This is a genomic window from Pseudomonas sp. GM79 (assembly GCF_000282495.1).
GTDB lineage: Bacteria > Pseudomonadota > Gammaproteobacteria > Pseudomonadales > Pseudomonadaceae > Aquipseudomonas.
Map to the genome: position 1 here is coordinate 40508 of NZ_AKJE01000013.1, position 18416 is coordinate 58923.

An 18416-nucleotide genomic window follows, 5' to 3' on the forward strand; every position below is an offset into this window, starting at 1 on the left:
ACTATGACCGTCCAAAACAACGCTCTGCCAACCCCGCGCAAACCGCTGGACCTGCGGCGCTTTCTCGATGACTGGGTGATGCTGCTGGCGGCCGTCGGGATCTTCGTGCTTTGCACCTTGCTGATCGACAACTTCCTGTCGCCGCTGAACATGCGCGGTCTGGGCCTGGCGATTTCTACGACCGGGATTGCCGCGTGCACCATGTTGTATTGCCTGGCGTCCGGGCATTTCGACTTGTCGGTGGGCTCGGTGATTGCCTGCGCCGGCGTGGTCGCGGCGGTGGTGATGCGCGACACCGACAGCGTGTTCCTCGGTGTGAGTGCAGCGCTGGTGATGGGGCTGATTGTCGGGCTGATCAATGGCATCGTAATCGCCAAGCTACGGGTCAATGCGTTGATCACCACGCTGGCGACGATGCAGATCGTGCGGGGCCTGGCTTACATTTTTGCCAACGGCAAAGCGGTGGGCGTTTCGCAGGAACAGTTCTTCGTCTTCGGCAATGGCCAGTTGTTCGGCGTGCCGGTGCCGATTCTGATCACCATCGTCTGCTTCCTGTTTTTCGGCTGGTTGCTGAACTACACCACCTACGGGCGCAACACCATGGCCATCGGTGGCAACCAGGAAGCAGCGTTGCTAGCCGGGGTGAACGTCGACCGGACCAAGATCCTCATCTTCGCCGTGCACGGTGTGATCGGCGCGTTGGCCGGGGTGATCCTGGCGTCGCGCATGACGTCCGGCCAGCCGATGATCGGCCAGGGTTTCGAGTTGACGGTGATCTCGGCTTGCGTGCTTGGCGGGGTGTCGTTGAGTGGCGGGATCGGGATGATTCGGCATGTGATTGCCGGGGTGCTGATTCTGGCGATCATCGAGAATGCGATGAACCTGAAGAATATCGATACGTTTTATCAGTACGTGATTCGCGGTTCGATCCTGTTGCTGGCGGTGGTGATTGACCGGTTGAAACAGCGCTGACTTCCACTTGTGGGAGCGGGCTTGCTCGCGAAAGCGGTTTGTCTGTCACATAGATACCTGGATGTGCCGACGCCTTCGCGAGCAAGCCCGCTCCCACAGTTGATTTGTGTCGTCCTCAAGTTGTGTGCACAGCAAGTCCAATGTGGCGATCCGACGATTGATTGCGCAGCGGTCGATTTTGAACCGGGATCCTTCACCCACTTTCACAAAATATCCCTTGCTCGCCCCAACCCGTTTCAGCTATGACGGTACACCCGAGGTGTACATGATTAGACCGCTACGAATTGACAAGAAACAACAGGTGGTCGACGAGCTCGTCCGGCGCATCGAAAACGGCCTCATGGAGGACGGCGTTCTATTGCCGGGCGAACATCAGTTGGCTCAAGAATTCAAGGTCAGCCGCGGCACGCTGCGTGAAGCCCTGGTCGAACTGAAGCGGCGCCACGACATCGTTACGCAAGGCGCAGTGGGGTCCATTGTCACGTTCGATGGCGTGGTGCTCGATCAGCGCAACGGCTGGGCCCAGGCGCTGGCCGACAATGGGGCGCTGATCAATACCGAAGTGCTGCGGCTGGAGGCGGTTACTCGTCCGGACCTGTTGGCGCGTTTCGGTACCGATCAATTCATCACCCTCGACCGTCGCCGCCGTGGCACCGATGGCACGCTGGTGTCCCTTGAGCGCTCATTGATGCCCGCCACCGGAGGCCTGGAAGGCCTGCCGCGAGTCGGCCTGATCGATGACTCCCTGACCATCACGTTGGCCGCCTATGGCTACATTGGCGATCACGGCGATCAGTGGATCGGCGCCGAACCCTTGAATGCCGAAGACGCCGAATTGCTCGGGCGCCCGGAGGGCACGGTGTTCCTCAAGGCCCTGCGCACCACTTACGACCGTCAGAATCGCTTCATGGAACAGGTCGAAAGCCTGCTCGATCCGGTGCATTTTCGTCTGCATCTGCAAATTGGAACTTCAAAATGACCGCGCTCGACCGTGCGCTGGGCGCCTTCTATGGGCTGGCCCTGGGTGATGCGTTGGGCATGCCGACACAGTCCCTGAGCCGCGCTGAGATCAAGGCGCGCTTCGGCGAGATCACCGATCTGCAAGACGCTGGCCCGGATCAACCAATCGCCGCAAACCTGCCCAAAGGCTCGATCACTGACGATACGGAGCAGGCGATCCTGGTCGGTCAGTTGTTGATTGAAGGCGAGGGCTGGATCGAACCGGCGGTGCTGGCCCAACGCTTGATCAAATGGGAAGCCGGGATGCAAGCCAAGGGCTCGCAGGATTTGCTCGGCCCCTCGACCAAACGCGCGATCGAGATGATCCTCGCCGGCCACTCGCTGGAAGAGGCAGGCCGCCATGGCACCACCAATGGCGCGGCCATGCGTATCACGCCGGTGGGTATTGCGGCCGATGTTGCCGATCCCGAGCGTTTCATCCGCGCCGTGGTGCAATCCTGTCAGGTGACCCACAACACCACACTGGGAATTGCCAGTGCGGCGGCGGTGGCGGCGGTGGTTTCTGCCGGGATCAACGGCATGGACCTGGGCGAAGCATTGAACCTTGGCCAGCAGATCGCTCGGCAAGCCGAAAGCCATGGCCACTGGGTCGCTGGCGGACGTATCGCCGCACGCATCAGTTGGGCGTGGAGCATCAGCGTCGACAGCGACAAGGCGTTGCTGGCTGATCTGCTGTACGACGTGATCGGCACGTCGGTGGCTTCGCAGGAGTCGGTGGTGGTGTCGTTTGCGCTGGCTCGGCAAGTGGCTATCGGGCAGATGAGAGCCTTCGAAGCGTTGTGCATGGCTGCCAGTTTGGGCGGAGATACCGATACCATCGCGGCGATTCTCGGCGCCATGCTTGGAGCCTGTCTGGGGCTTGAGAGTTGGCCTGTGGCGATGATCGAGCAGGTTAAAGCGGTAAATGATTTGCAGCTGGAACCGTTGGTGCAGGGGCTGTTGGCTTTGCGTTGACTGTACTGACGTCTTCGCGAGCAAGCCCGCTCCCACAAGGATGGCGCAATTCACATGGTTCACATCAAACCTGTGGGAGCGGGCTTGCTCGCGAAGGGCGCAACGCACACTTGAAGTATTTCACCCGCAATGGAACGCACTGATATGGCAAGGATCGCCGGAATGTTATCTCGACTTCCGAAATTGCCCATAACCACAACAATGGCAACAGGAGCAGTTTTATGAGTTCATCGAACACCGGGCAAAGTGCCGGGCAATTGGAAACCCGTGGCATCGAGCCGGTGCCGGAAGGGGAGTGCAACGGTCACCCACTGCAACTGTTCTGGGTCTGGTTTGCCGCCAACATTTCCATCCTCGGCTTACCGTTGGGCGCCACGCTGGTGGCCTTCCGCGGCCTGGCAATCTGGCAGGCGATCATCGTCGCCATCCTCGGTGCCGCCGGTTCGTTCGCGGTGGTCGGGATCATCTCCATTGCCGGTCGTCGTGGTCGCGCACCGAGCCTGACGCTGTCGCGAGCAATCTTCGGGGTGCGCGGCAATATCGGCCCGACGCTGGTCTCGCTGATGTCGCGACTGGGTTGGGAAACCGTCAACACCACCACCGCCGCATTCGTCTTGCTGTCGTTGTGCTCGATTCTGTTCGGCTCGCCGGTGGAAGCCAAAAGCGCGCCGCTGCTGACCCTGGTGTTTATCGCGATTTTTGTACTGCTGACGTTGTCGGTGTCCGGCCTCGGTCACGCCACGTTGCTGGTGATCCAGAGATGGGCGACCTATGTGTTCGGTGGGTTGAACATCCTGGTCGGCGGTTTCCTTTGCGCGACCATCGACTGGAGCGCCGTATTCAACGCCACGCCAGCGCCCCTGAGCGCAATGATCATCGGCATCGGCACCATGGCCGCCGGCACCGGGATCGGTTGGGCCAACGCCGGTGCCGACATGTCGCGCTACCAGCACCGCAGCGTCAAAGCCGTGCGTCTGGTGGCGTCGGCGGCGTTCGGTGCGGGGATTCCGTTGGTGCTGCTGATCACTCTCGGTGGTTTGCTGTCAGTGGGCAATAACGATCTGGCCTCGGCCACTGACCCAATCGTCGCGATCCGCGACATGCTGCCGACCTGGATGGCCGTGCCGTATCTGATCACCGCATTCGGCGGGCTGCTGCTGTCGAACAACCTGTCGGTGTACTCCGCCGGTTTGACCACGCTGACCCTCGGCCTGAAGGTCAAGCGCGTGTATGCGGTGGTGCTCGATATCATTGCGATCTTCGCCGGCTCGATCTACTTCATGCTGATCGCCGAGAGTTTTTACGGCCCGTTCATCACCTTCATTTCCTTGCTGGCGGTGCCAATCACGGCATGGGTCGGGATCTTTGTGGTCGACCTGATTCACCGACATTACTACAGCCCCAAAGACCTGCTGGACGTCAGCCCGAGCAGCGCCTACTGGTATCGCGGTGGCGTCGAGTGGCGCGCCTTCGGTGCATGGGCGGTGGCGATTGTGTTGGGTTTCAGTTTCACCACCATTGGCACCACTGAACAAGATGTCTGGTTCAGGGGCTTTTTGTCCGACTCCTGGCTGGGTCACAACGGCCTGGGCTGGATCGTCACGTTCGTGGTCGCCGGTGGCATTTACGGGGTACTCGGCGGCGCCAAGGACCGCCGCACTGCATTTATCGAGCTGGCTCATGCCTAATCTGCTACACACCGGCCAGGTCATGATCGACCTGGTCATGGCCGTGGATAAATTGCCTCATTCAGGCGGCGACGTGCTGGCGCAATCCGCCCGTTTCGAGGCTGGCGGTGGCTTCAATGTGATGGCTGCGGCCCGGCGAAACGGCTTGCCGGTGGTCTACCTCGGTGGCCATGGCAAGGGCCGTTTCGGCGACCTGGCCCGAGAAGCGATGACGGCTGAAGGCATTCGGATTGGCATTGATCAGAGCACTGAGCGCGACACCGGGCTGTGTGTCGCGCTGACCGAAGCTTCGGCTGAGCGCACGTTCATTTCCTGCATCGGTGCCGAAGGCGAATTGACCGCCGAAGACCTGGCGAGCGTGGCGATCGAGGCGGGCGATTTTGTCTATGTCAGCGGCTATAGCCTGCTGCATGGCGGCAAGGCTCAGGCGTTGGTGGATTGGGTGCTGGATTTGCCGGACGGGATCAAGGTGGTGTTCGATCCGGGGCCGTTGGTGGATTTGTCGGGCGCGCCGCTGATGAAGGCCTTATTGCAGCGCATCGATCTGTGGACCAGCAACCGCGTCGAGGCGCTGCGGTTTACCGGGGCGTCAGACATTGCCGAGGCGTTGAATGGGCTGGCGGATCATTTGCCGGCGGACGCCTTGATGGTGGTTCGCGATGGGTCGCAGGGGTGCTGGATCAGCCAGCATAGTGACCGTCAGCATGTGCCGGGATTCAAGGTCACGGCCGTCGACAGCAACGGTGCGGGGGATGCCCATGCCGGGGTGTTGGTTGCGGGGTTGGCGCAAGGTTTGTCGGCGATAGACGCGGCGCGGCGGGCCAACGCGGCAGCTGCTTTGGCCGTCACTCGTTGGGGGCCGGCGACTTCGCCGGGGGCGGTTGAGGTGGATGCGTTGATTCGTGAGACTTTTGGCGCCTGATCAGCCGCTTTCGCGAGCAAGCCCGCTCCCACATTTGATCTGTGTCGTTCACACATCTAACGACCAGCATAGATCCAATGTGGGAGCGGCGGTGCGACGATTCGACTTGCTCGCGAAGAGGCTCTCAAACTCACCATCAATTCAGATCTTCAACCTGCCCTGCGCAACGCCTCGATCAACTCCTGCTTGCGCATGCTCGAGCGCCCCGGAATCTTCTTCGCCCGGGCTTCTTTCTTCAGGCTGTCTACCGTCTGCGTCTCGCGCGATGCTTTGCTGTTGCGCGGCTTGCCTTCACGGGTGGCCACCGCACGTCGGGCTGATTCCTTGCGATCTGCAGACTTGGCGCTGGCCGGCTTCTTGCGCCCCGAGCCGCCAGCGCGTTCACCTCCGCCCGACTGCTTGTTCACCGTGGCCCAGGCGCGAGCTTCGGCTTCATCTTTCGACACGCCTTTGTGCTCGTAGCTTTCTTCGATGTGTTCGGCCTTGCGTTTTTGCTCGGCGGTGTATTTGTCTTTGCTTCCTCGAGGCATGGGATTTCTCCTGGTTGTAGGCGCTGGCGAAGGCTCGGGCCGCGTTCGGACGATCTTTGCTCTTCAAACATTCACAGGCAAAAGATTGCAACCTGTTGCAGCGCCTACTCGGTTAGACATCCAGCTTGCGCGCCGCTTCAACCCCAGCGGCGCTGAGTTTGATCGGCAGGTTCAGCGAGTGCTCGCCGGCTTCGTTGCAGATCACATGACCGTGCTGGATCAGCCCGCGATCCTGCAGAGTGGCGAGGGTGCTGGCCACGACTTTCTCCCCCCGGTAATTGTCCAGAACCTCCTTGCCCAAGCCATTTGGGTGGGCGTGTAGCAGACGGGTCAGGACTTCTTTTTCCAGGTTTTTATCAACGTTCATGGTTACCTCTTCGTTAGGACGGATAGGTATTGCAGGTCGCTCGCATCGGCGGTTTTACTGATTGACGCTACGGCCTTCGGAGCCCGAGCCACCGGTGGTGGTTTTCGAGCCGACGCCGGTTCCGGCGTTGTCGGGAGTCTGGGGGCGGGGGCCGGGTGTATTCATCCCGCCCTGAGCGCCCGCGTCGTCGTGATAAATCCGTGGGTCTGTGGCCGTCGGAGAAGGCGATCGGCCGCTGTCGATGCCTTGGGTGGTCGCAGATTCGGGCCTTTGGAGTGGATCGGTCGGGTCGGTCCCGGAAGAGCTGGTCGCGGCGAGCGCGACAGAGGAGAGCAGCGTGGTGAGAGCGAGGGCGGTCAGTCGGGACGTGATCATGGTGTCGTCTCCGTTGATTAGAGTCCTTACCCAATATTGGTCCTCGCTTACCTGGATTGGTGCCTGATGAACGACGAGTGGTGCCGCCCAGACTTATTGATCGGCGCCAATTTCCTCCTTGAACAGCTCCATGAAACCCTTCAGGCGTTCGTGGCGAATCTGTGCCAGACGTTGACCGGTGGTCGTTTGGAAACCGTCCGCCAGGTGCAGCAGTTTGGTCTGGAAATGATCGAGGCAAAAGCGCTTGTCGTCGTAGTCCCGCTCTTTTGCCTCTGGGTCCAACGGGTCGTACAACGCACTGCCCATGCGTCCGGCGATGTAGAAGGTACGCGCCACGCCGAGCATGCCAAGGGAGTCCAGGCGGTCGGCGTCCTGGATGATTTTCGCTTCGAGGGTGGTGGGCGTGATGTTGGCGCTGAAGCTGTGGGCTTCGATGGCGTGAGCGACCGCTGTAATTTTTGCGCCAGGCCAATCCAGGGCTATCAGTACGGTCGAAGCTTTCTGCGCCGCCAGTCGTGATGCCTGTGAGCGCAGCGGCGAGTTCTTCTCCACCGCCACGCAATCGTGCAACAGCACGGCGGCCAGCAGCACCTCAAGATCACCGCCTTCTTGCGCATGAAGCGTGCGCACGTTGTGCCACACCCGCTGCAAGTGCGACAGATCATGGGCGCCATCCTCGCCAGGTTCCAGTGCGTGGGGCAGCAGGCATGAGGCCAGATTATGCAGAGGCGCAAAAGCGATAGCGGTCATAAAAGTCCTTTAGTGTGGAAACGCTTTTGTGGCGAGGGAGCTTGCTCCCGCTGGGCTGCACAGCAGCCCCACCCCCAGACGACACGGTATTTCAGTTAGATCGGCGTCGCCAGTTTTGCGACTGCTTTGCAGCCGAACGGGAGCAAGCTCCCTCGCCACATTGCTATCAAATGTGACGAGCGCCGCGCGCGGACTTAGTATGGCGTTTTCAACTTTTCACAAGGCACGTTCATGACGATCGAAATCCGCCCGGCAACCCCCAGCGATGCTCCGCAAATCCTCGCGTTCATCACTGAACTGGCCGACTTCGAACGTGCCCGCCACGAAGTCATCGCCAGCGTCGCCGACATCGAGCGCAGCCTGTTCAGCGAAGGCGCGACGGCCCATGGCCTGATCTGCCTGCGCGATGGCCAGCCGATCGGCTTCGCGGTGTTCTTCTTCAGCTATTCCACCTGGTTGGGCAGCAACTGCCTGTACCTCGAAGACCTCTACATCACTCCCGAACAACGGGGCGGCGGCGCCGGTAAAACCTTGCTGCGCCATTTGGCGAAAATCGCCTGCGCCAATGACTGCGGCCGTTTCGAATGGAGCGTGCTGGACTGGAACAAACCGGCGATCGAATTCTACAAATCCCTCGGCGCACAGCCGCAGGAGGAGTGGGTTCGGTATCGGATGGATGGGGCGGTGTTAAGGGATTTTGCCGAGGGCAATTGATCTCCTAAAAGATCGCAGCCTTCGGCAGCTCCTACACGGGATTGTGTTCGACCGCGCTATTGCGTCGTACATCGATCTGTAGGGACTGCCGAAGGCTGCGATCTTTTTTTGTGTTCTTCTCAATATATGGGATTGATATTTATATATTGAGATTTGTCTCCGTCCAGGTTTATAGTCCAGCTCACTCACTGCCAAAAAACAAAACAGGTGAAGCGATGCTGGCGCAATTGATCGCGCTCGATTGGGGGACAACCTCATTACGTGCTTACAAACTCGGCTTCGGTGGCCAGGTGCTGGAACAGCGCTCGCTGTCGTCCGGGATCATGCAGCTGCCCAAGACGCCGCGAACCATCGCCGGCCAGGCATGCGTCGACGGTTTTGAATTGGCCTTCGATGAGGCGTGCGGTGACTGGCTCGACGCACAGCCCGATTTGCCGGTGATTGCTTGCGGCATGGTCGGCAGTGCTCAGGGCTGGCGGGAAGCGGCCTACTGCGACACGCCGGCGAACGTCGCCAATCTCGGAACCTCCCTACAAATCGTTCGCAGTCTTCGCGGTGTCGATGTGCACATCGTGCCGGGCGTGATTCAGCGTTCTCGCTTGCCGAACGTGATGCGCGGCGAGGAAACCCAGGTCCTCGGTGTGTTGCAGAATCTGCCGGTCGGGGCGGGCAACGATCTGTTGATCGGCTTGCCGGGCAGCCATTCGAAATGGGTGGAAGTGGCCGACGGCTGCATCGTGCATTTCGATACTTTCATGACGGGCGAAGTCTTCGCCGTGCTCAGTGAACACAGCATTTTGGGGCGCACTCAGCAGCGCGGCGCCTCTTTTGATGGCGAAGCGTTTGATCGCGGCGTACGGGTGGCCCTGTCGGCGGACGGCGAGATCGGACCGCTGTCGACATTGTTCAGTGCCCGCAGTCTGGGGCTGACCGGTGAACTGAGCGCCACGGCTCAACCGGACTACCTGTCGGGCTTGCTGATTGGTCATGAACTGGCGGCGCTGGCCAACGTTCAGCGGCGTCGGCGCAACAGCGTCCATCTGCCGTCGATCATCCTCATCGGCAACTCCCAACTCTGCGCCCGCTACAGCCGTGCGCTCGACGCCTGCGGTTTTGCCCGGGTGACCCTGGCCGAGCAGGCCACCGAACGCGGGTTGTGGCAGTTGGCGGTCGCCGCCGGACTGATCACGACACACCCATCCCGTTAAACCTGACTGGAGGTCTGACATGCTCAAGCAAGCACTGGCACAAAACGGTCTGATCGCGATCCTGCGTGGCCTGCGTCCGCAAGAAGCGGCAGCCGTCGGCGAAGTCCTGTATTCGGCCGGATTTCGCGTCATTGAAGTGCCGCTTAATTCCCCCGAACCGTACGAAAGTATCCGCATCCTGCGCAGTACCTTACCCGCCGATTGCCTGATCGGTGCAGGCACGGTGCTGACGCCGGAGCAGGTCGAGCAAGTGAAAGCGGCGGGCGGCCAAGTGATCGTCATGCCCCACAGCGATGCCAAGGTGTTGCGCGCGGCGAAAGCGGCGGGACTGTTCCTGTCGCCGGGCGTGGCGACGCCGACCGAAGCCTTTGCTGCATTGGCCGAAGGGGCGGATGTGCTGAAGATGTTCCCGGCCGAACAAATGGGCCCCGCCGTTGTGAAAGCCTGGCTGGCGGTGTTGCCGGCAGGGACGGTGCTGGTGCCGGTGGGCGGGATTACGCCAGACAACATGCAGGTGTTTATCGAGGCAGGTGTCAAAGGTTTCGGGCTGGGTTCCGGGTTGTTCAAACCGGGCATGACACCTGAGCAAGTGGCAGTAAACGCCAAGGCGTATGTCGCTGCCTGGAATGCTTTGCGTTAAGACTTTTTGGCGCTGCGAGCGCTGCATCTAATAAGAGAGGCAATAGATGAAAATCACCAAACTCACTACCTTCATCGTTCCGCCGCGCTGGTGCTTCCTCAAGGTCGAAACCGACGAGGGCGTGACCGGTTGGGGTGAGCCCGTGGTCGAAGGCCGCGCACACACCGTCGCTGCTGCGGTTGAGGAATTGTCCGACTACCTGATCGGCAAAGACCCACGCAACATCGAAGACATCTGGACCGTGCTCTACCGTGGCGGCTTCTACCGTGGCGGCGCGATCCACATGAGCGCTCTGGCGGGCATCGACCAGGCGTTGTGGGACATCAAGGGCAAGGCTCTGGGTGTGTCGGTCAGCGATCTGTTGGGTGGTCAGGTGCGCGACAAGATTCGCGTTTATTCATGGATCGGTGGTGATCGCCCGGCGGACACCGCACGCGCTGCGAAAGAAGCGGTCAGCCGTGGTTTCACGGCGGTGAAAATGAACGGCACCGAAGAACTGCAATTTCTCGATTCCTTCGAGAAGGTCGACCTGGCCTTGGCCAACGTCGCCGCCGTACGCGATGCCGTCGGCCCGAATGTCGGCATCGGCGTGGACTTCCATGGTCGGGTGCATAAGCCCATGGCCAAGGTGCTGATGAAGGAACTCGACCCGTACAAACTGATGTTCATCGAAGAGCCGGTGCTGAGCGAAAACTACGAAGCGCTGAAAGAACTGGCACCGCTGACCAGCACACCGATTGCCCTCGGCGAGCGGTTGTTCTCGCGTTGGGATTTCAAGCGAGTGCTCAGCGAAGGCTACGTCGACATCATCCAGCCGGATGCTTCCCATGCAGGTGGCATCACCGAAACCCGCAAGATCGCCAACATGGCTGAAGCCTACGACGTGGCACTGGCGCTGCATTGCCCGTTGGGCCCGATTGCCCTGGCGGCGTGCCTGCAGCTGGACGCGGTTTGCTACAACGCGTTCATCCAGGAACAGAGCCTGGGCATCCATTACAACGAGAGCAATGACCTGCTCGATTATGTGAAAGATCCACGGGTGTTCGACTACGACAAAGGCTTCGTGAAGATCCCCAACGGCCCGGGCCTGGGCATCGAGATCAACGAGGAATACGTGATCGAGCGCGCCGCCGTCGGCCACCGCTGGCGCAACCCGATCTGGCGCCATGCCGATGGCAGCTTTGCCGAGTGGTGAGTCCCTCCTGACTCAACACAAATCTAATGTGGGAGCGGGCTTGCTCGCGAAGGCGGTATCACATTCAACAGTGATGCGGCGTGACGCACCGCTTTCGCGAGCAAGCCCGCTCCCACAATTGATCTCCATGGACCGGATGATTTGCGCTCAAGCGCCCGTTTTTCACGACCTCAATAAACATAAGAAGAGGCACCCCCCATGCAACCGCAAACCCTCACCGGGCAGGCGTCGTTGGTGACGCCGAGCCGCAAACGCTTTTTCATCATGGTCCTGTTGTTCATCACCGTGGTGATCAACTACCTGGACCGCAGCAACCTGTCGATTGCCGCCCCGGCGCTGACCAGCGACCTGGGCATCGATCCGATCCATGTCGGGCTGATCTTTTCCGCGTTCGGCTGGACTTACGCCGCCATGCAGATCCCCGGCGGCTGGCTGGTGGACCGGGTGCCGCCGCGCATCCTGTATAGCGTCGCATTGCTGCTGTGGTCGCTGGCCACGGTGATGCTCGGCTTCGCTGCCAGTTTCATCGCGCTGTTCGTGCTGCGCATGGCCGTCGGTGCGCTGGAAGCACCGGCGTACCCGATCAACAGCCGTGTGGTGACGACCTGGTTCCCCGAGCGCGAACGCGCCACGGCCATTGGTTTCTACACCTCCGGGCAGTTCGTCGGCCTGGCATTCCTGACGCCGGTACTTGCGTGGCTGCAACACCAATATGGCTGGCACATGGTGTTTGTCAGCACCGGTGCGGTGGGCATCATTTGGGCGGTGATTTGGTACGCGGTGTATCGCGAACCACGGGATTTCAAGGGCGCCAACGACGCTGAAATCGAGCTGATCCGTGAGGGCGGCGGGCTGGTGGATATCCAGGCTGAAGCCGCGAAGACCAAGGCTAAATTCAGCTGGGTCGACCTTGGGATTGTCCTGAGCAAACGCAAGTTGTGGGGCATTTACCTCGGTCAGTTCTGCCTCAATTCGACGTTGTGGTTTTTTCTGACGTGGTTCCCGACCTACCTGGTGAAATATCGCGGCATGGACTTCATCAAGTCTGGCTTGCTGGCGTCGTTGCCGTTTCTGGCGGCATTCGTCGGTGTGCTGTGTTCGGGTTTTTTCTCTGACTTCTTGATTCGTCGCAGTTACACGGTGGGTTTCGCCCGCAAGTTGCCGATCATTGGCGGCCTGCTGATTTCCACCTCGATCATCGGCGCCAATTTCGTTGAATCGACGCCGCTGGTGATTGCCTTCCTCGCTCTGGCCTTCTTCGGTAATGGTCTGGCTTCGATTACCTGGTCGCTGGTGTCGACCCTGGCCCCGGCGCGCTTGCTTGGATTGACCGGTGGGGTGTTCAATTTCATCGGCAACCTGGCGGCGATTACCACGCCCATCGTCATCGGTTTCCTCGCCTCGGGTGATTCGTTTGCCCCGGCGATTACTTATATCTCGGTTCTGGCGTTGTTGGGTGCGCTTTCCTACGTGTTGTTGGTGGGCAAGGTCGAGCGTATCAAGTTGTAGTTGCGGCCATCGGGCGACCATAATGCCGCCCGTTCACTCGCTCAACGGTAAAGGCTGGATATGCAGGAAGACGCCCCAAAAATCGCCAAGGACGCCGCGCCGACCGGCACCCAGACACTGCTTCGTGGTTTGGGTGTGGTTCAGGCCGTGGCCAGTGGCGCCCGCGATCTCAAGGAAATCGCCCGGCTGATCGGCACGACGCGCAGTACCACCCATCGTCTGGCCAGTTGCCTGGTGGACGAGCGATATTTGCGGGTGGTGCCGCAAGTCGGTTATCTGCTGGGGCCTAAACTGATCGAGCTGGGTTTCCAGGCACGTGAAGAGCTGCCACTGGTGACGTTGGCCGGGCCGTATCTGGATGAGTTGTCGGCGTTGACCGGCGACACCATTCACCTGGCGATTCGTGAGGGTGACGAGGTGCTGTACCTGCACAAGAATCCGGGGCGCAACGGTCCGGAAATGCGTTCGCGGGTGGGGCATCGCATGCCATTGGCGCGTACCGGGATCGGTAAGGCGCTGATGCTCGATGACACGCAGGAAGAATGGCAACGGCTGTACGAAATCAGCTTGCCGGTGGGTGGGAAAAATCAGTTCTGGCCGCAGCACCCGGAGCAATCCTGGGAGCAGTTTCAGCAGCGCATGATTGAGTATGTGGCTGGCGGGTACGCCTTCGACCTGGAAGACAACGAACCGTCGATTCGCTGCGTGGCGGCACCGATCCGCGATGCCAGCAAGCGCATCGTCGCCGGCATCAGCATCGCCAGCACCGTGCCGTACATGCCGCTGGAAAAAATGGCCGAGCTGATTCCCCTGATCAAAGGGGTCACAGCCCGGCTGTCGGCGGAGCTTGGCTTGAAGGTTTAGACCTTCAGTGTCGCCATGTCGATCACGAAGCGGTACTTCACGTCACCGGCAATCATGCGGGTGTAAGCCTCGTTGATCTGGCGGATGTCGAGCATTTCGATGTCGCAGGTGATGCCGTGCTCGGCGCAGAAATCCAGCACTTCCTGGGTTTCGGCGATGCCGCCGATCAGCGAGCCGGCCAACACGCGACGACCTAATACCAGTTTGGCAGCGTGCACCGGTGGATCGATCGGTTCGATCAAGCCCACCAGAATGTGCACGCCGTCGAAACGCAGTGTATCGAGGTAGGGATTGAGGTCGTGCTGCACCGGAATGGTGTCCAGCAGGAAGTCGAAATGTCCTGCGGCGGCTTTCATCTGTTCTGCGTCGGTGGACACGATCACGTGGTCCGCGCCTTGGCGACGACCTTCTTCGGCCTTGCTCGCCGAGCGGGTGAACAACGTCACCTCAGCGCCCATCGCCTTGGCGAACTTGATGCCCATGTGGCCGAGGCCACCCATGCCGAGAATCCCGACCTTGTCACCGGCCTTGACGCCGTAGTGCTTGAGCGGCGAGTAGGTGGTGATGCCGGCGCACAGAATCGGCGCGGCGCTGGCCGGGTCGAGTTTCTCCGGAATACGCACGACAAAGTGCTCGCTGACCACGATGCTGTCGGAGTAACCGCCCATGGTGTTGCTGCCATCGACCCGGTCCGGGGTGGCATACGTCATGGTCGGACCTTCCAGGCAGTATTGCTCCAGATCCGCCTGACAGGCTTCGCAGTGGCGGCACGAGTCGACCATGCAGCCGACCCCGACCAGGTCGCCGACTTTGTGTTTAGTAACGTTCGCACCGACGGCGGTAACTTTGCCTACGATTTCGTGGCCGGGCATCAGTGGGTAAACAGCAATGCCCCACTCGTTGCGGGCCTGATGGATGTCGGAATGGCAGACGCCACAGTAGAGAATGTCGATCGCAACGTCGTCGGCCCGTGGGCTGCGGCGTTCGAATTTCATTGGGGCGAGGGGAGTGGTGGCTGACTGAGCGGCGTATCCGATGGCGGTGTACATGGTGAACCTCGCAAAAGCGGTGACAGGTGAGGCGAGCCATTCTGGGCGCCGCACGGGTGACCGGCCATGGCGATTCCTCCGGGTGTCATGCCTAATCCTCCGGCATACACCGTTGATTGGTCGCATTGGCGTTCAGACCTGCGATGATGCTTTCATCCCGTTTTTCGCGACTTTTTTGAAGAGCTCCCTCATGTTGTTGACCCGTCATCTCGATGCCAATGCCACCCTGGTTTCGCTGATCCAGCCGCTGACCATTCGCGATGGTTTCGCGCCCACCGCATTGCCGGGGGTGCAGGTTTTGCGCGCCAGTTGTGATGTGGCCCGTGGTCCGCAAATCTACGAGCCGAGCCTGGTCATCATCGCCCAAGGCAGCAAGTTGGCGTATTTGGGCCCGCGTACGCTGGAATATGGTGCCGGGCATTACCTTATTCAGGCGTTGCCGGTGCCCTTCGAGTGCGAGACGTTTTCGGCACCGGATGGCCCGATGCTGGGCGTTTCCATCGCCATTGACCGGGTAATGCTCGGTGAGTTGGTATTGGCCATGGGGTTGTCGCCAGGGCGCACGGTTCCCGCACAGACGCCCGAGTCCATGATCTCGGCGGTGCTCGACGATGCCATGCGCGGTTGTGTGGAGAGGTTGTTGCGCTGCCTGCACGATCCGCTGGAATGCCAGATCATGGGCCCGGCGCGATTGCGTGAATTGTTGTTCGTGGCGTTGCGGGGGCCGCAAGCGGATGTATTGCGCGCGCTGGTGGAACAACAGGGGCAGTTCGCCCGGATCGCGGCGTCCCTGAGTCATCTGCATGCGCATTACACCGAACCGCTGAACGTCGAGACCCTGGCCAGTTGCGCGAACATGAGCGCGTCGACGTTTCATGAGCATTTCAAGCGCAGCACCTTGTTGTCGCCGGTGCAGTATTTGAAGCGTTTGCGCTTGCTCAGGGCCCAGCAGTTGTTGCTGGGCGAAGGCTTGGGCGTGGCCCAGGTGGCGCATCGGGTGGGGTATCAGAGCACGTCGCAGTTCAGCCGCGAGTACAAGCGTTACTTCGAACGTAATCCCGGAGATGAGCGGGCTGCTTGATACACCACGAATCCCCATGTGGGAGCGGGCTTGCTCGCGAATGCGGTGGGTCAGTCGACTTAACGGGTGACTGATGCACCGCATTCGCGAGCAAGCCCGCTCCCACAGTGGTTTTGTGTCGTTGCTTAAATCGCAGGCAACAAAAAGGCCCCCATGTCGGGAGCCTTGATGTTCAGCGAGTCAACTTACATGTTCGGGTAAGTCGGGCCGCCGGCACCTTCCGGCGCCACCCAGGTAATATTCTGCGCAGGGTCCTTGATGTCGCAGGTCTTGCAGTGAACGCAGTTCTGGGCGTTGATCTGGAAGCGCTTCTCGCCATCTTCCTGGGTGACGACTTCGTACACGCCGGCCGGGCAGTAACGCTGGGCAGGTTCATCGTACATCGGCAGGTTCTTGGCGATCGGAATGCTCGCATCGGCCAGCTTCAAGTGGCAAGGCTGCTCTTCTTCGTGGTTGGTACCCGAGATGAACACCGAGCTGAGTTTGTCGAAGCTGATCTTGCCGTCCGGTTTCGGGTAGTCGATCTTCTTGCAGTCGGCCGCCAGTTTCAGGCAAGCGTAATCCGGCTTGGTGTCGTGCAGGGTGAACGGCAGTTTGCCGCCGAAGATGTTCTGGTCGATCCAGTTGAAACCGCCGCCAACGATGGCGCCGAACTTGTGAATCGCCGGGCCGAAGTTGCGGCTGGCGAACAGTTCGTCGTAGAGCCAGCTCTTCTTGAAGGCGTCGACGTAGGTGGTCAGCTCTTCGGTGCCATCCTTCTCAGCGAACAGCGCGTCGGCCACGGCGTCAGCGGCGAGCATGCCGGACTTCATCGCGGTGTGGCTGCCTTTGATCTTGGCGAAGTTCAGGGTGCCGAGGTCGCAACCGATCAGCGCGCCGCCCTTGAAGACCATTTTCGGCAGCGAGTTCAAGCCGCCTTTGGAGATAGCACGCGCGCCGTAGCTGATGCGCTTGCCGCCTTCCAGGTATTGCTTGAGCACCGGGTGATGCTTGAGGCGCTGGAACTCGTCGAATGGCGACAGAAAGGTGTTGCTGTAGGAAAGATCGACGATCAGGCCGACCACGACCTGGTTGTTTTCCAGGTGATAGAGGAACGAGCCACCGGTGTTCTCGGTGCCCATGATGTCCAGCGGCCAACCGGCGGTGTGGACCACCAGGCCTGGCTGGTGCTTGGCCGGGTCGATTTCCCAGATTTCTTTCAGGCCGATGCCGTAATGCTGGGCGTCGGCTTCGCTGTCGAGGTTGAAGCGCTTGATCAGTTGCTTGCCGATGTGGCCACGGCAACCTTCGGCGAACAGCGTGTACTTGGCACGCAGTTCCATGCCCGGGGTGTACAGGCCTTCTTTCGGATTGCCTTCGCGGTCAACGCCCAGGTCGCCGGTGATGATCCCGCGAACTACGCCGTTCTCGTCGAACAGGGCTTCCTGGGCGGCGAAGCCCGGGTAGATTTCCACGCCCAGGTTCTCGGCCTGCTGAGCCAGCCAGCGGCACAGATTGCCCAGGGAGATGATGTAGTTGCCTTCGTTGTGCATGGTCTTGGGCACAAAGAGGTCAGGAATCTTCTGCGCGCTGTCGGCGTTTTTCAGAACGAAGATGTCATCGCGTGTGACTGGCGTATTCAGCGGCGCGCCGAGTTCTTTCCAGTCCGGGAACAGTTCGTTCAGGGCGCGTGGTTCGAACACGGCACCGGACAGGATGTGAGCACCGACTTCGGAGCCTTTTTCGACCACGCAGACGCTGATTTCCTTACCGGCTTCGGCGGCCTTCTGCTTCAAACGGCAGGCGGCGGACAGGCCAGCGGGGCCGGCACCGACGATGACCACGTCGAATTCCATGTATTCGCGTTCCACAGGCTATCTCCTACTCAAGGCTCAACAGTTTTTTTCTAATTGGAGGTTTGGCGTTGCATCCATTATTTCCTCCGGTAACGGTCGGAAGGGATAATGGATGACCCACCTTTCTCTCTAGGTGGCGCATTATATCTACACCACTCCTAGCGTCCAATACAAACGTTTGTTTGAATTGGCTCAAAGCCAGATAAATCAAAGTCACCGCGGCTTATGAGTGGCCATTTTGCCGTATTGACCGGAATAGGCGTTCCGGTCAAGATACGGTCGGTTTTGCGCTCGCCGTAGGCTGACTGTTGGTTTCAAGAGCACCTCTAAAGACAGGGCGATGGCGGTATAAGGTGATGCGCAGTGCGGTCAGGCGCGCAGTTTACACGCCGCGATAATGAATGACTCGTCGGTCACCACTGACGAACGGTTATCAGCCTCGTGAGCAACGTTCACCCGATACACCTGCCAGCGTTTTTAGAGGTGCCCTTGCGCCGATGAGCATCAACCGCCAGGTTCGCCTAGGCGACTTTCTTTTCACCGGAGAGTAACGAGGAATCCATGAAGGTTCTTGTAGCTGTCAAACGCGTTGTGGATTACAACGTCAAGGTTCGTGTCAAGGCGGACAATTCCGGCGTCGACCTCGCTAACGTCAAGATGTCGATGAACCCATTCTGCGAAATCGCAGTGGAAGAAGCCGTACGTCTGAAAGAGAAAGGCGTTGCGACTGAAATCGTCGTCGT

18 protein-coding genes and 1 pseudogene are annotated in these 18416 nt (G+C 60.1%); 13 read left to right on the plus strand and 6 right to left on the minus strand.

Going from position 1 to position 18416, the window contains the following annotated elements:
- Positions 1-3 precede the first annotated feature (3 nt).
- The 5 genes from araH (at position 4) to PMI36_RS26580 (ending at position 5556) form a co-directional block, all read left to right on the plus strand.
- The gene (gene araH / locus PMI36_RS26600) at positions 4-972 is read left to right on the plus strand and encodes an L-arabinose ABC transporter permease AraH (protein ID WP_007903950.1); all 969 of its coding nucleotides are present in this window, start codon (positions 4-6) and stop codon (positions 970-972) included.
- Positions 973-1237: 265 nt separating this feature from the next.
- Positions 1238-1951, plus strand: a complete 714-nt coding sequence (locus PMI36_RS26595; RefSeq protein ID WP_008067814.1) for a GntR family transcriptional regulator — start codon at positions 1238-1240, stop codon at positions 1949-1951.
- Complete coding sequence (locus PMI36_RS26590) at positions 1948-2946, plus strand: ADP-ribosylglycohydrolase family protein (RefSeq protein WP_008067815.1); 999 nt, start codon at positions 1948-1950, stop codon at positions 2944-2946. The genes PMI36_RS26595 and PMI36_RS26590 overlap by 4 nt, the downstream gene beginning before the upstream one ends.
- Before the next feature lie 221 nt (positions 2947-3167).
- A complete protein-coding gene (locus PMI36_RS26585; protein ID WP_008067816.1) occupies positions 3168-4634 on the plus strand; it encodes a purine-cytosine permease family protein in 1467 nt (488 codons plus the stop codon).
- Positions 4627-5556, plus strand: coding sequence for a PfkB family carbohydrate kinase (locus PMI36_RS26580; protein WP_008067817.1), 930 nt, complete (start codon positions 4627-4629; stop codon positions 5554-5556). The genes PMI36_RS26585 and PMI36_RS26580 overlap by 8 nt, the downstream gene beginning before the upstream one ends.
- 149 nt (positions 5557-5705) lie before the next feature.
- On the opposite strand, the gene PMI36_RS26575 is transcribed toward PMI36_RS26580, so the two are convergent.
- From PMI36_RS26575 to PMI36_RS26560, 4 genes are all read right to left on the minus strand, one after another.
- Entirely contained in the window at positions 5706-6086 is a 381-nt protein-coding gene (locus PMI36_RS26575) for a Rho termination factor N-terminal domain-containing protein (RefSeq protein WP_008067818.1), read from the minus strand.
- Positions 6087-6198: 112 nt separating this feature from the next.
- Positions 6199-6453 (minus strand): hypothetical protein, encoded by a 255-nt coding sequence (locus PMI36_RS26570; RefSeq protein WP_007903936.1) that lies wholly within the window; start codon positions 6451-6453, stop codon positions 6199-6201.
- Positions 6454-6507: 54 nt separating this feature from the next.
- Positions 6508-6828: a hypothetical protein gene (locus tag PMI36_RS26565; RefSeq protein ID WP_008067819.1), complete on the minus strand. Its 321-nt coding sequence runs from the start codon at positions 6826-6828 to the stop codon at positions 6508-6510.
- Positions 6829-6921: 93 nt separating this feature from the next.
- Positions 6922-7578 carry an HD domain-containing protein gene (locus tag PMI36_RS26560; RefSeq protein ID WP_008067820.1) on the minus strand — a complete coding sequence of 219 codons (657 nt, stop codon included), beginning with the start codon at positions 7576-7578 and terminating at the stop codon, positions 6922-6924.
- A 231-nt stretch (positions 7579-7809) separates the two neighbouring features.
- Here PMI36_RS26560 and PMI36_RS26555 point away from each other — a divergent pair, with 231 nt between their 5' ends.
- The 6 genes from PMI36_RS26555 (at position 7810) to PMI36_RS26530 (ending at position 13708) form a co-directional block, all read left to right on the plus strand.
- On the plus strand, positions 7810-8292 hold the full coding sequence (locus PMI36_RS26555) for a GNAT family N-acetyltransferase (protein WP_008067821.1): 483 nt from the start codon (positions 7810-7812) through the stop codon (positions 8290-8292).
- Positions 8293-8507: 215 nt separating this feature from the next.
- The gene (locus tag PMI36_RS26550; protein WP_008067826.1) at positions 8508-9500 is read left to right on the plus strand and encodes a 2-dehydro-3-deoxygalactonokinase; all 993 of its coding nucleotides are present in this window, start codon (positions 8508-8510) and stop codon (positions 9498-9500) included.
- Positions 9501-9519: 19 nt separating this feature from the next.
- Complete coding sequence (locus PMI36_RS26545; protein WP_007903916.1) at positions 9520-10140, plus strand: 2-dehydro-3-deoxy-6-phosphogalactonate aldolase; 621 nt, start codon at positions 9520-9522, stop codon at positions 10138-10140.
- A 46-nt stretch (positions 10141-10186) separates the two neighbouring features.
- A complete protein-coding gene (gene dgoD / locus PMI36_RS26540) occupies positions 10187-11335 on the plus strand; it encodes a galactonate dehydratase (RefSeq protein ID WP_007903915.1) in 1149 nt (382 codons plus the stop codon).
- 198 nt (positions 11336-11533) lie between these two features.
- Complete coding sequence (locus tag PMI36_RS26535; protein ID WP_008067827.1) at positions 11534-12844, plus strand: MFS transporter; 1311 nt, start codon at positions 11534-11536, stop codon at positions 12842-12844.
- Positions 12845-12904: 60 nt separating this feature from the next.
- The gene (locus tag PMI36_RS26530; RefSeq protein ID WP_008012044.1) at positions 12905-13708 is read left to right on the plus strand and encodes an IclR family transcriptional regulator; all 804 of its coding nucleotides are present in this window, start codon (positions 12905-12907) and stop codon (positions 13706-13708) included.
- Here PMI36_RS26530 and PMI36_RS26525 read toward each other — a convergent pair.
- Positions 13705-14757: an NAD(P)-dependent alcohol dehydrogenase gene (locus PMI36_RS26525; protein WP_008067830.1), complete on the minus strand. Its 1053-nt coding sequence runs from the start codon at positions 14755-14757 to the stop codon at positions 13705-13707. The genes PMI36_RS26530 and PMI36_RS26525 overlap by 4 nt on opposite strands.
- A 190-nt stretch (positions 14758-14947) precedes the next feature.
- Between PMI36_RS26525 and PMI36_RS26520 the strand changes: the two genes are divergently transcribed.
- Positions 14948-15838: an AraC family transcriptional regulator gene (locus tag PMI36_RS26520; protein ID WP_008067833.1), complete on the plus strand. Its 891-nt coding sequence runs from the start codon at positions 14948-14950 to the stop codon at positions 15836-15838.
- Positions 15839-16023: 185 nt separating this feature from the next.
- Here the strand turns inward: PMI36_RS26520 and PMI36_RS26515 are convergent, their stop codons facing one another.
- The gene (locus PMI36_RS26515; RefSeq protein WP_008067836.1) at positions 16024-17688 is read right to left on the minus strand and encodes an electron transfer flavoprotein-ubiquinone oxidoreductase; all 1665 of its coding nucleotides are present in this window, start codon (positions 17686-17688) and stop codon (positions 16024-16026) included.
- Positions 17689-18234: 546 nt separating this feature from the next.
- Between PMI36_RS26515 and PMI36_RS26510 the strand changes: the two are divergent.
- Positions 18235-18416, plus strand: a pseudogene (locus PMI36_RS26510) (electron transfer flavoprotein subunit beta/FixA family protein); the annotation flags it as partial.

What these genes read in the sequence shown, in the direction of transcription:
- PMI36_RS26550 (WP_008067826.1), top strand. Translation starts at nt 8,508, where the DNA reads ATGCTGGCGCAATTGATCGCGCTCGATTGGGGGACAACCTCATTACGT.
- PMI36_RS26545 (WP_007903916.1), top strand. Translation starts at nt 9,520, where the DNA reads ATGCTCAAGCAAGCACTGGCACAAAACGGTCTGATCGCGATCCTGCGT.
- PMI36_RS26560 (WP_008067820.1), bottom strand. Translation starts at nt 7,578, where the DNA reads ATGACCGCTATCGCTTTTGCGCCTCTGCATAATCTGGCCTCATGCCTG.
- PMI36_RS26565 (WP_008067819.1), bottom strand. Translation starts at nt 6,828, where the DNA reads ATGATCACGTCCCGACTGACCGCCCTCGCTCTCACCACGCTGCTCTCC.
- PMI36_RS26570 (WP_007903936.1), bottom strand. Translation starts at nt 6,453, where the DNA reads ATGAACGTTGATAAAAACCTGGAAAAAGAAGTCCTGACCCGTCTGCTA.
- dgoD (WP_007903915.1), top strand. Translation starts at nt 10,187, where the DNA reads ATGAAAATCACCAAACTCACTACCTTCATCGTTCCGCCGCGCTGGTGC.
- PMI36_RS26595 (WP_008067814.1), top strand. Translation starts at nt 1,238, where the DNA reads ATGATTAGACCGCTACGAATTGACAAGAAACAACAGGTGGTCGACGAG.
- PMI36_RS26525 (WP_008067830.1), bottom strand. Translation starts at nt 14,757, where the DNA reads ATGTACACCGCCATCGGATACGCCGCTCAGTCAGCCACCACTCCCCTC.
- PMI36_RS26575 (WP_008067818.1), bottom strand. Translation starts at nt 6,086, where the DNA reads ATGCCTCGAGGAAGCAAAGACAAATACACCGCCGAGCAAAAACGCAAG.
- PMI36_RS26580 (WP_008067817.1), top strand. Translation starts at nt 4,627, where the DNA reads ATGCCTAATCTGCTACACACCGGCCAGGTCATGATCGACCTGGTCATG.
- PMI36_RS26530 (WP_008012044.1), top strand. Translation starts at nt 12,905, where the DNA reads ATGCAGGAAGACGCCCCAAAAATCGCCAAGGACGCCGCGCCGACCGGC.
- PMI36_RS26555 (WP_008067821.1), top strand. Translation starts at nt 7,810, where the DNA reads ATGACGATCGAAATCCGCCCGGCAACCCCCAGCGATGCTCCGCAAATC.
- PMI36_RS26590 (WP_008067815.1), top strand. Translation starts at nt 1,948, where the DNA reads ATGACCGCGCTCGACCGTGCGCTGGGCGCCTTCTATGGGCTGGCCCTG.
- araH (WP_007903950.1), top strand. Translation starts at nt 4, where the DNA reads ATGACCGTCCAAAACAACGCTCTGCCAACCCCGCGCAAACCGCTGGAC.
- PMI36_RS26535 (WP_008067827.1), top strand. Translation starts at nt 11,534, where the DNA reads ATGCAACCGCAAACCCTCACCGGGCAGGCGTCGTTGGTGACGCCGAGC.
- PMI36_RS26520 (WP_008067833.1), top strand. Translation starts at nt 14,948, where the DNA reads ATGTTGTTGACCCGTCATCTCGATGCCAATGCCACCCTGGTTTCGCTG.
- PMI36_RS26585 (WP_008067816.1), top strand. Translation starts at nt 3,168, where the DNA reads ATGAGTTCATCGAACACCGGGCAAAGTGCCGGGCAATTGGAAACCCGT.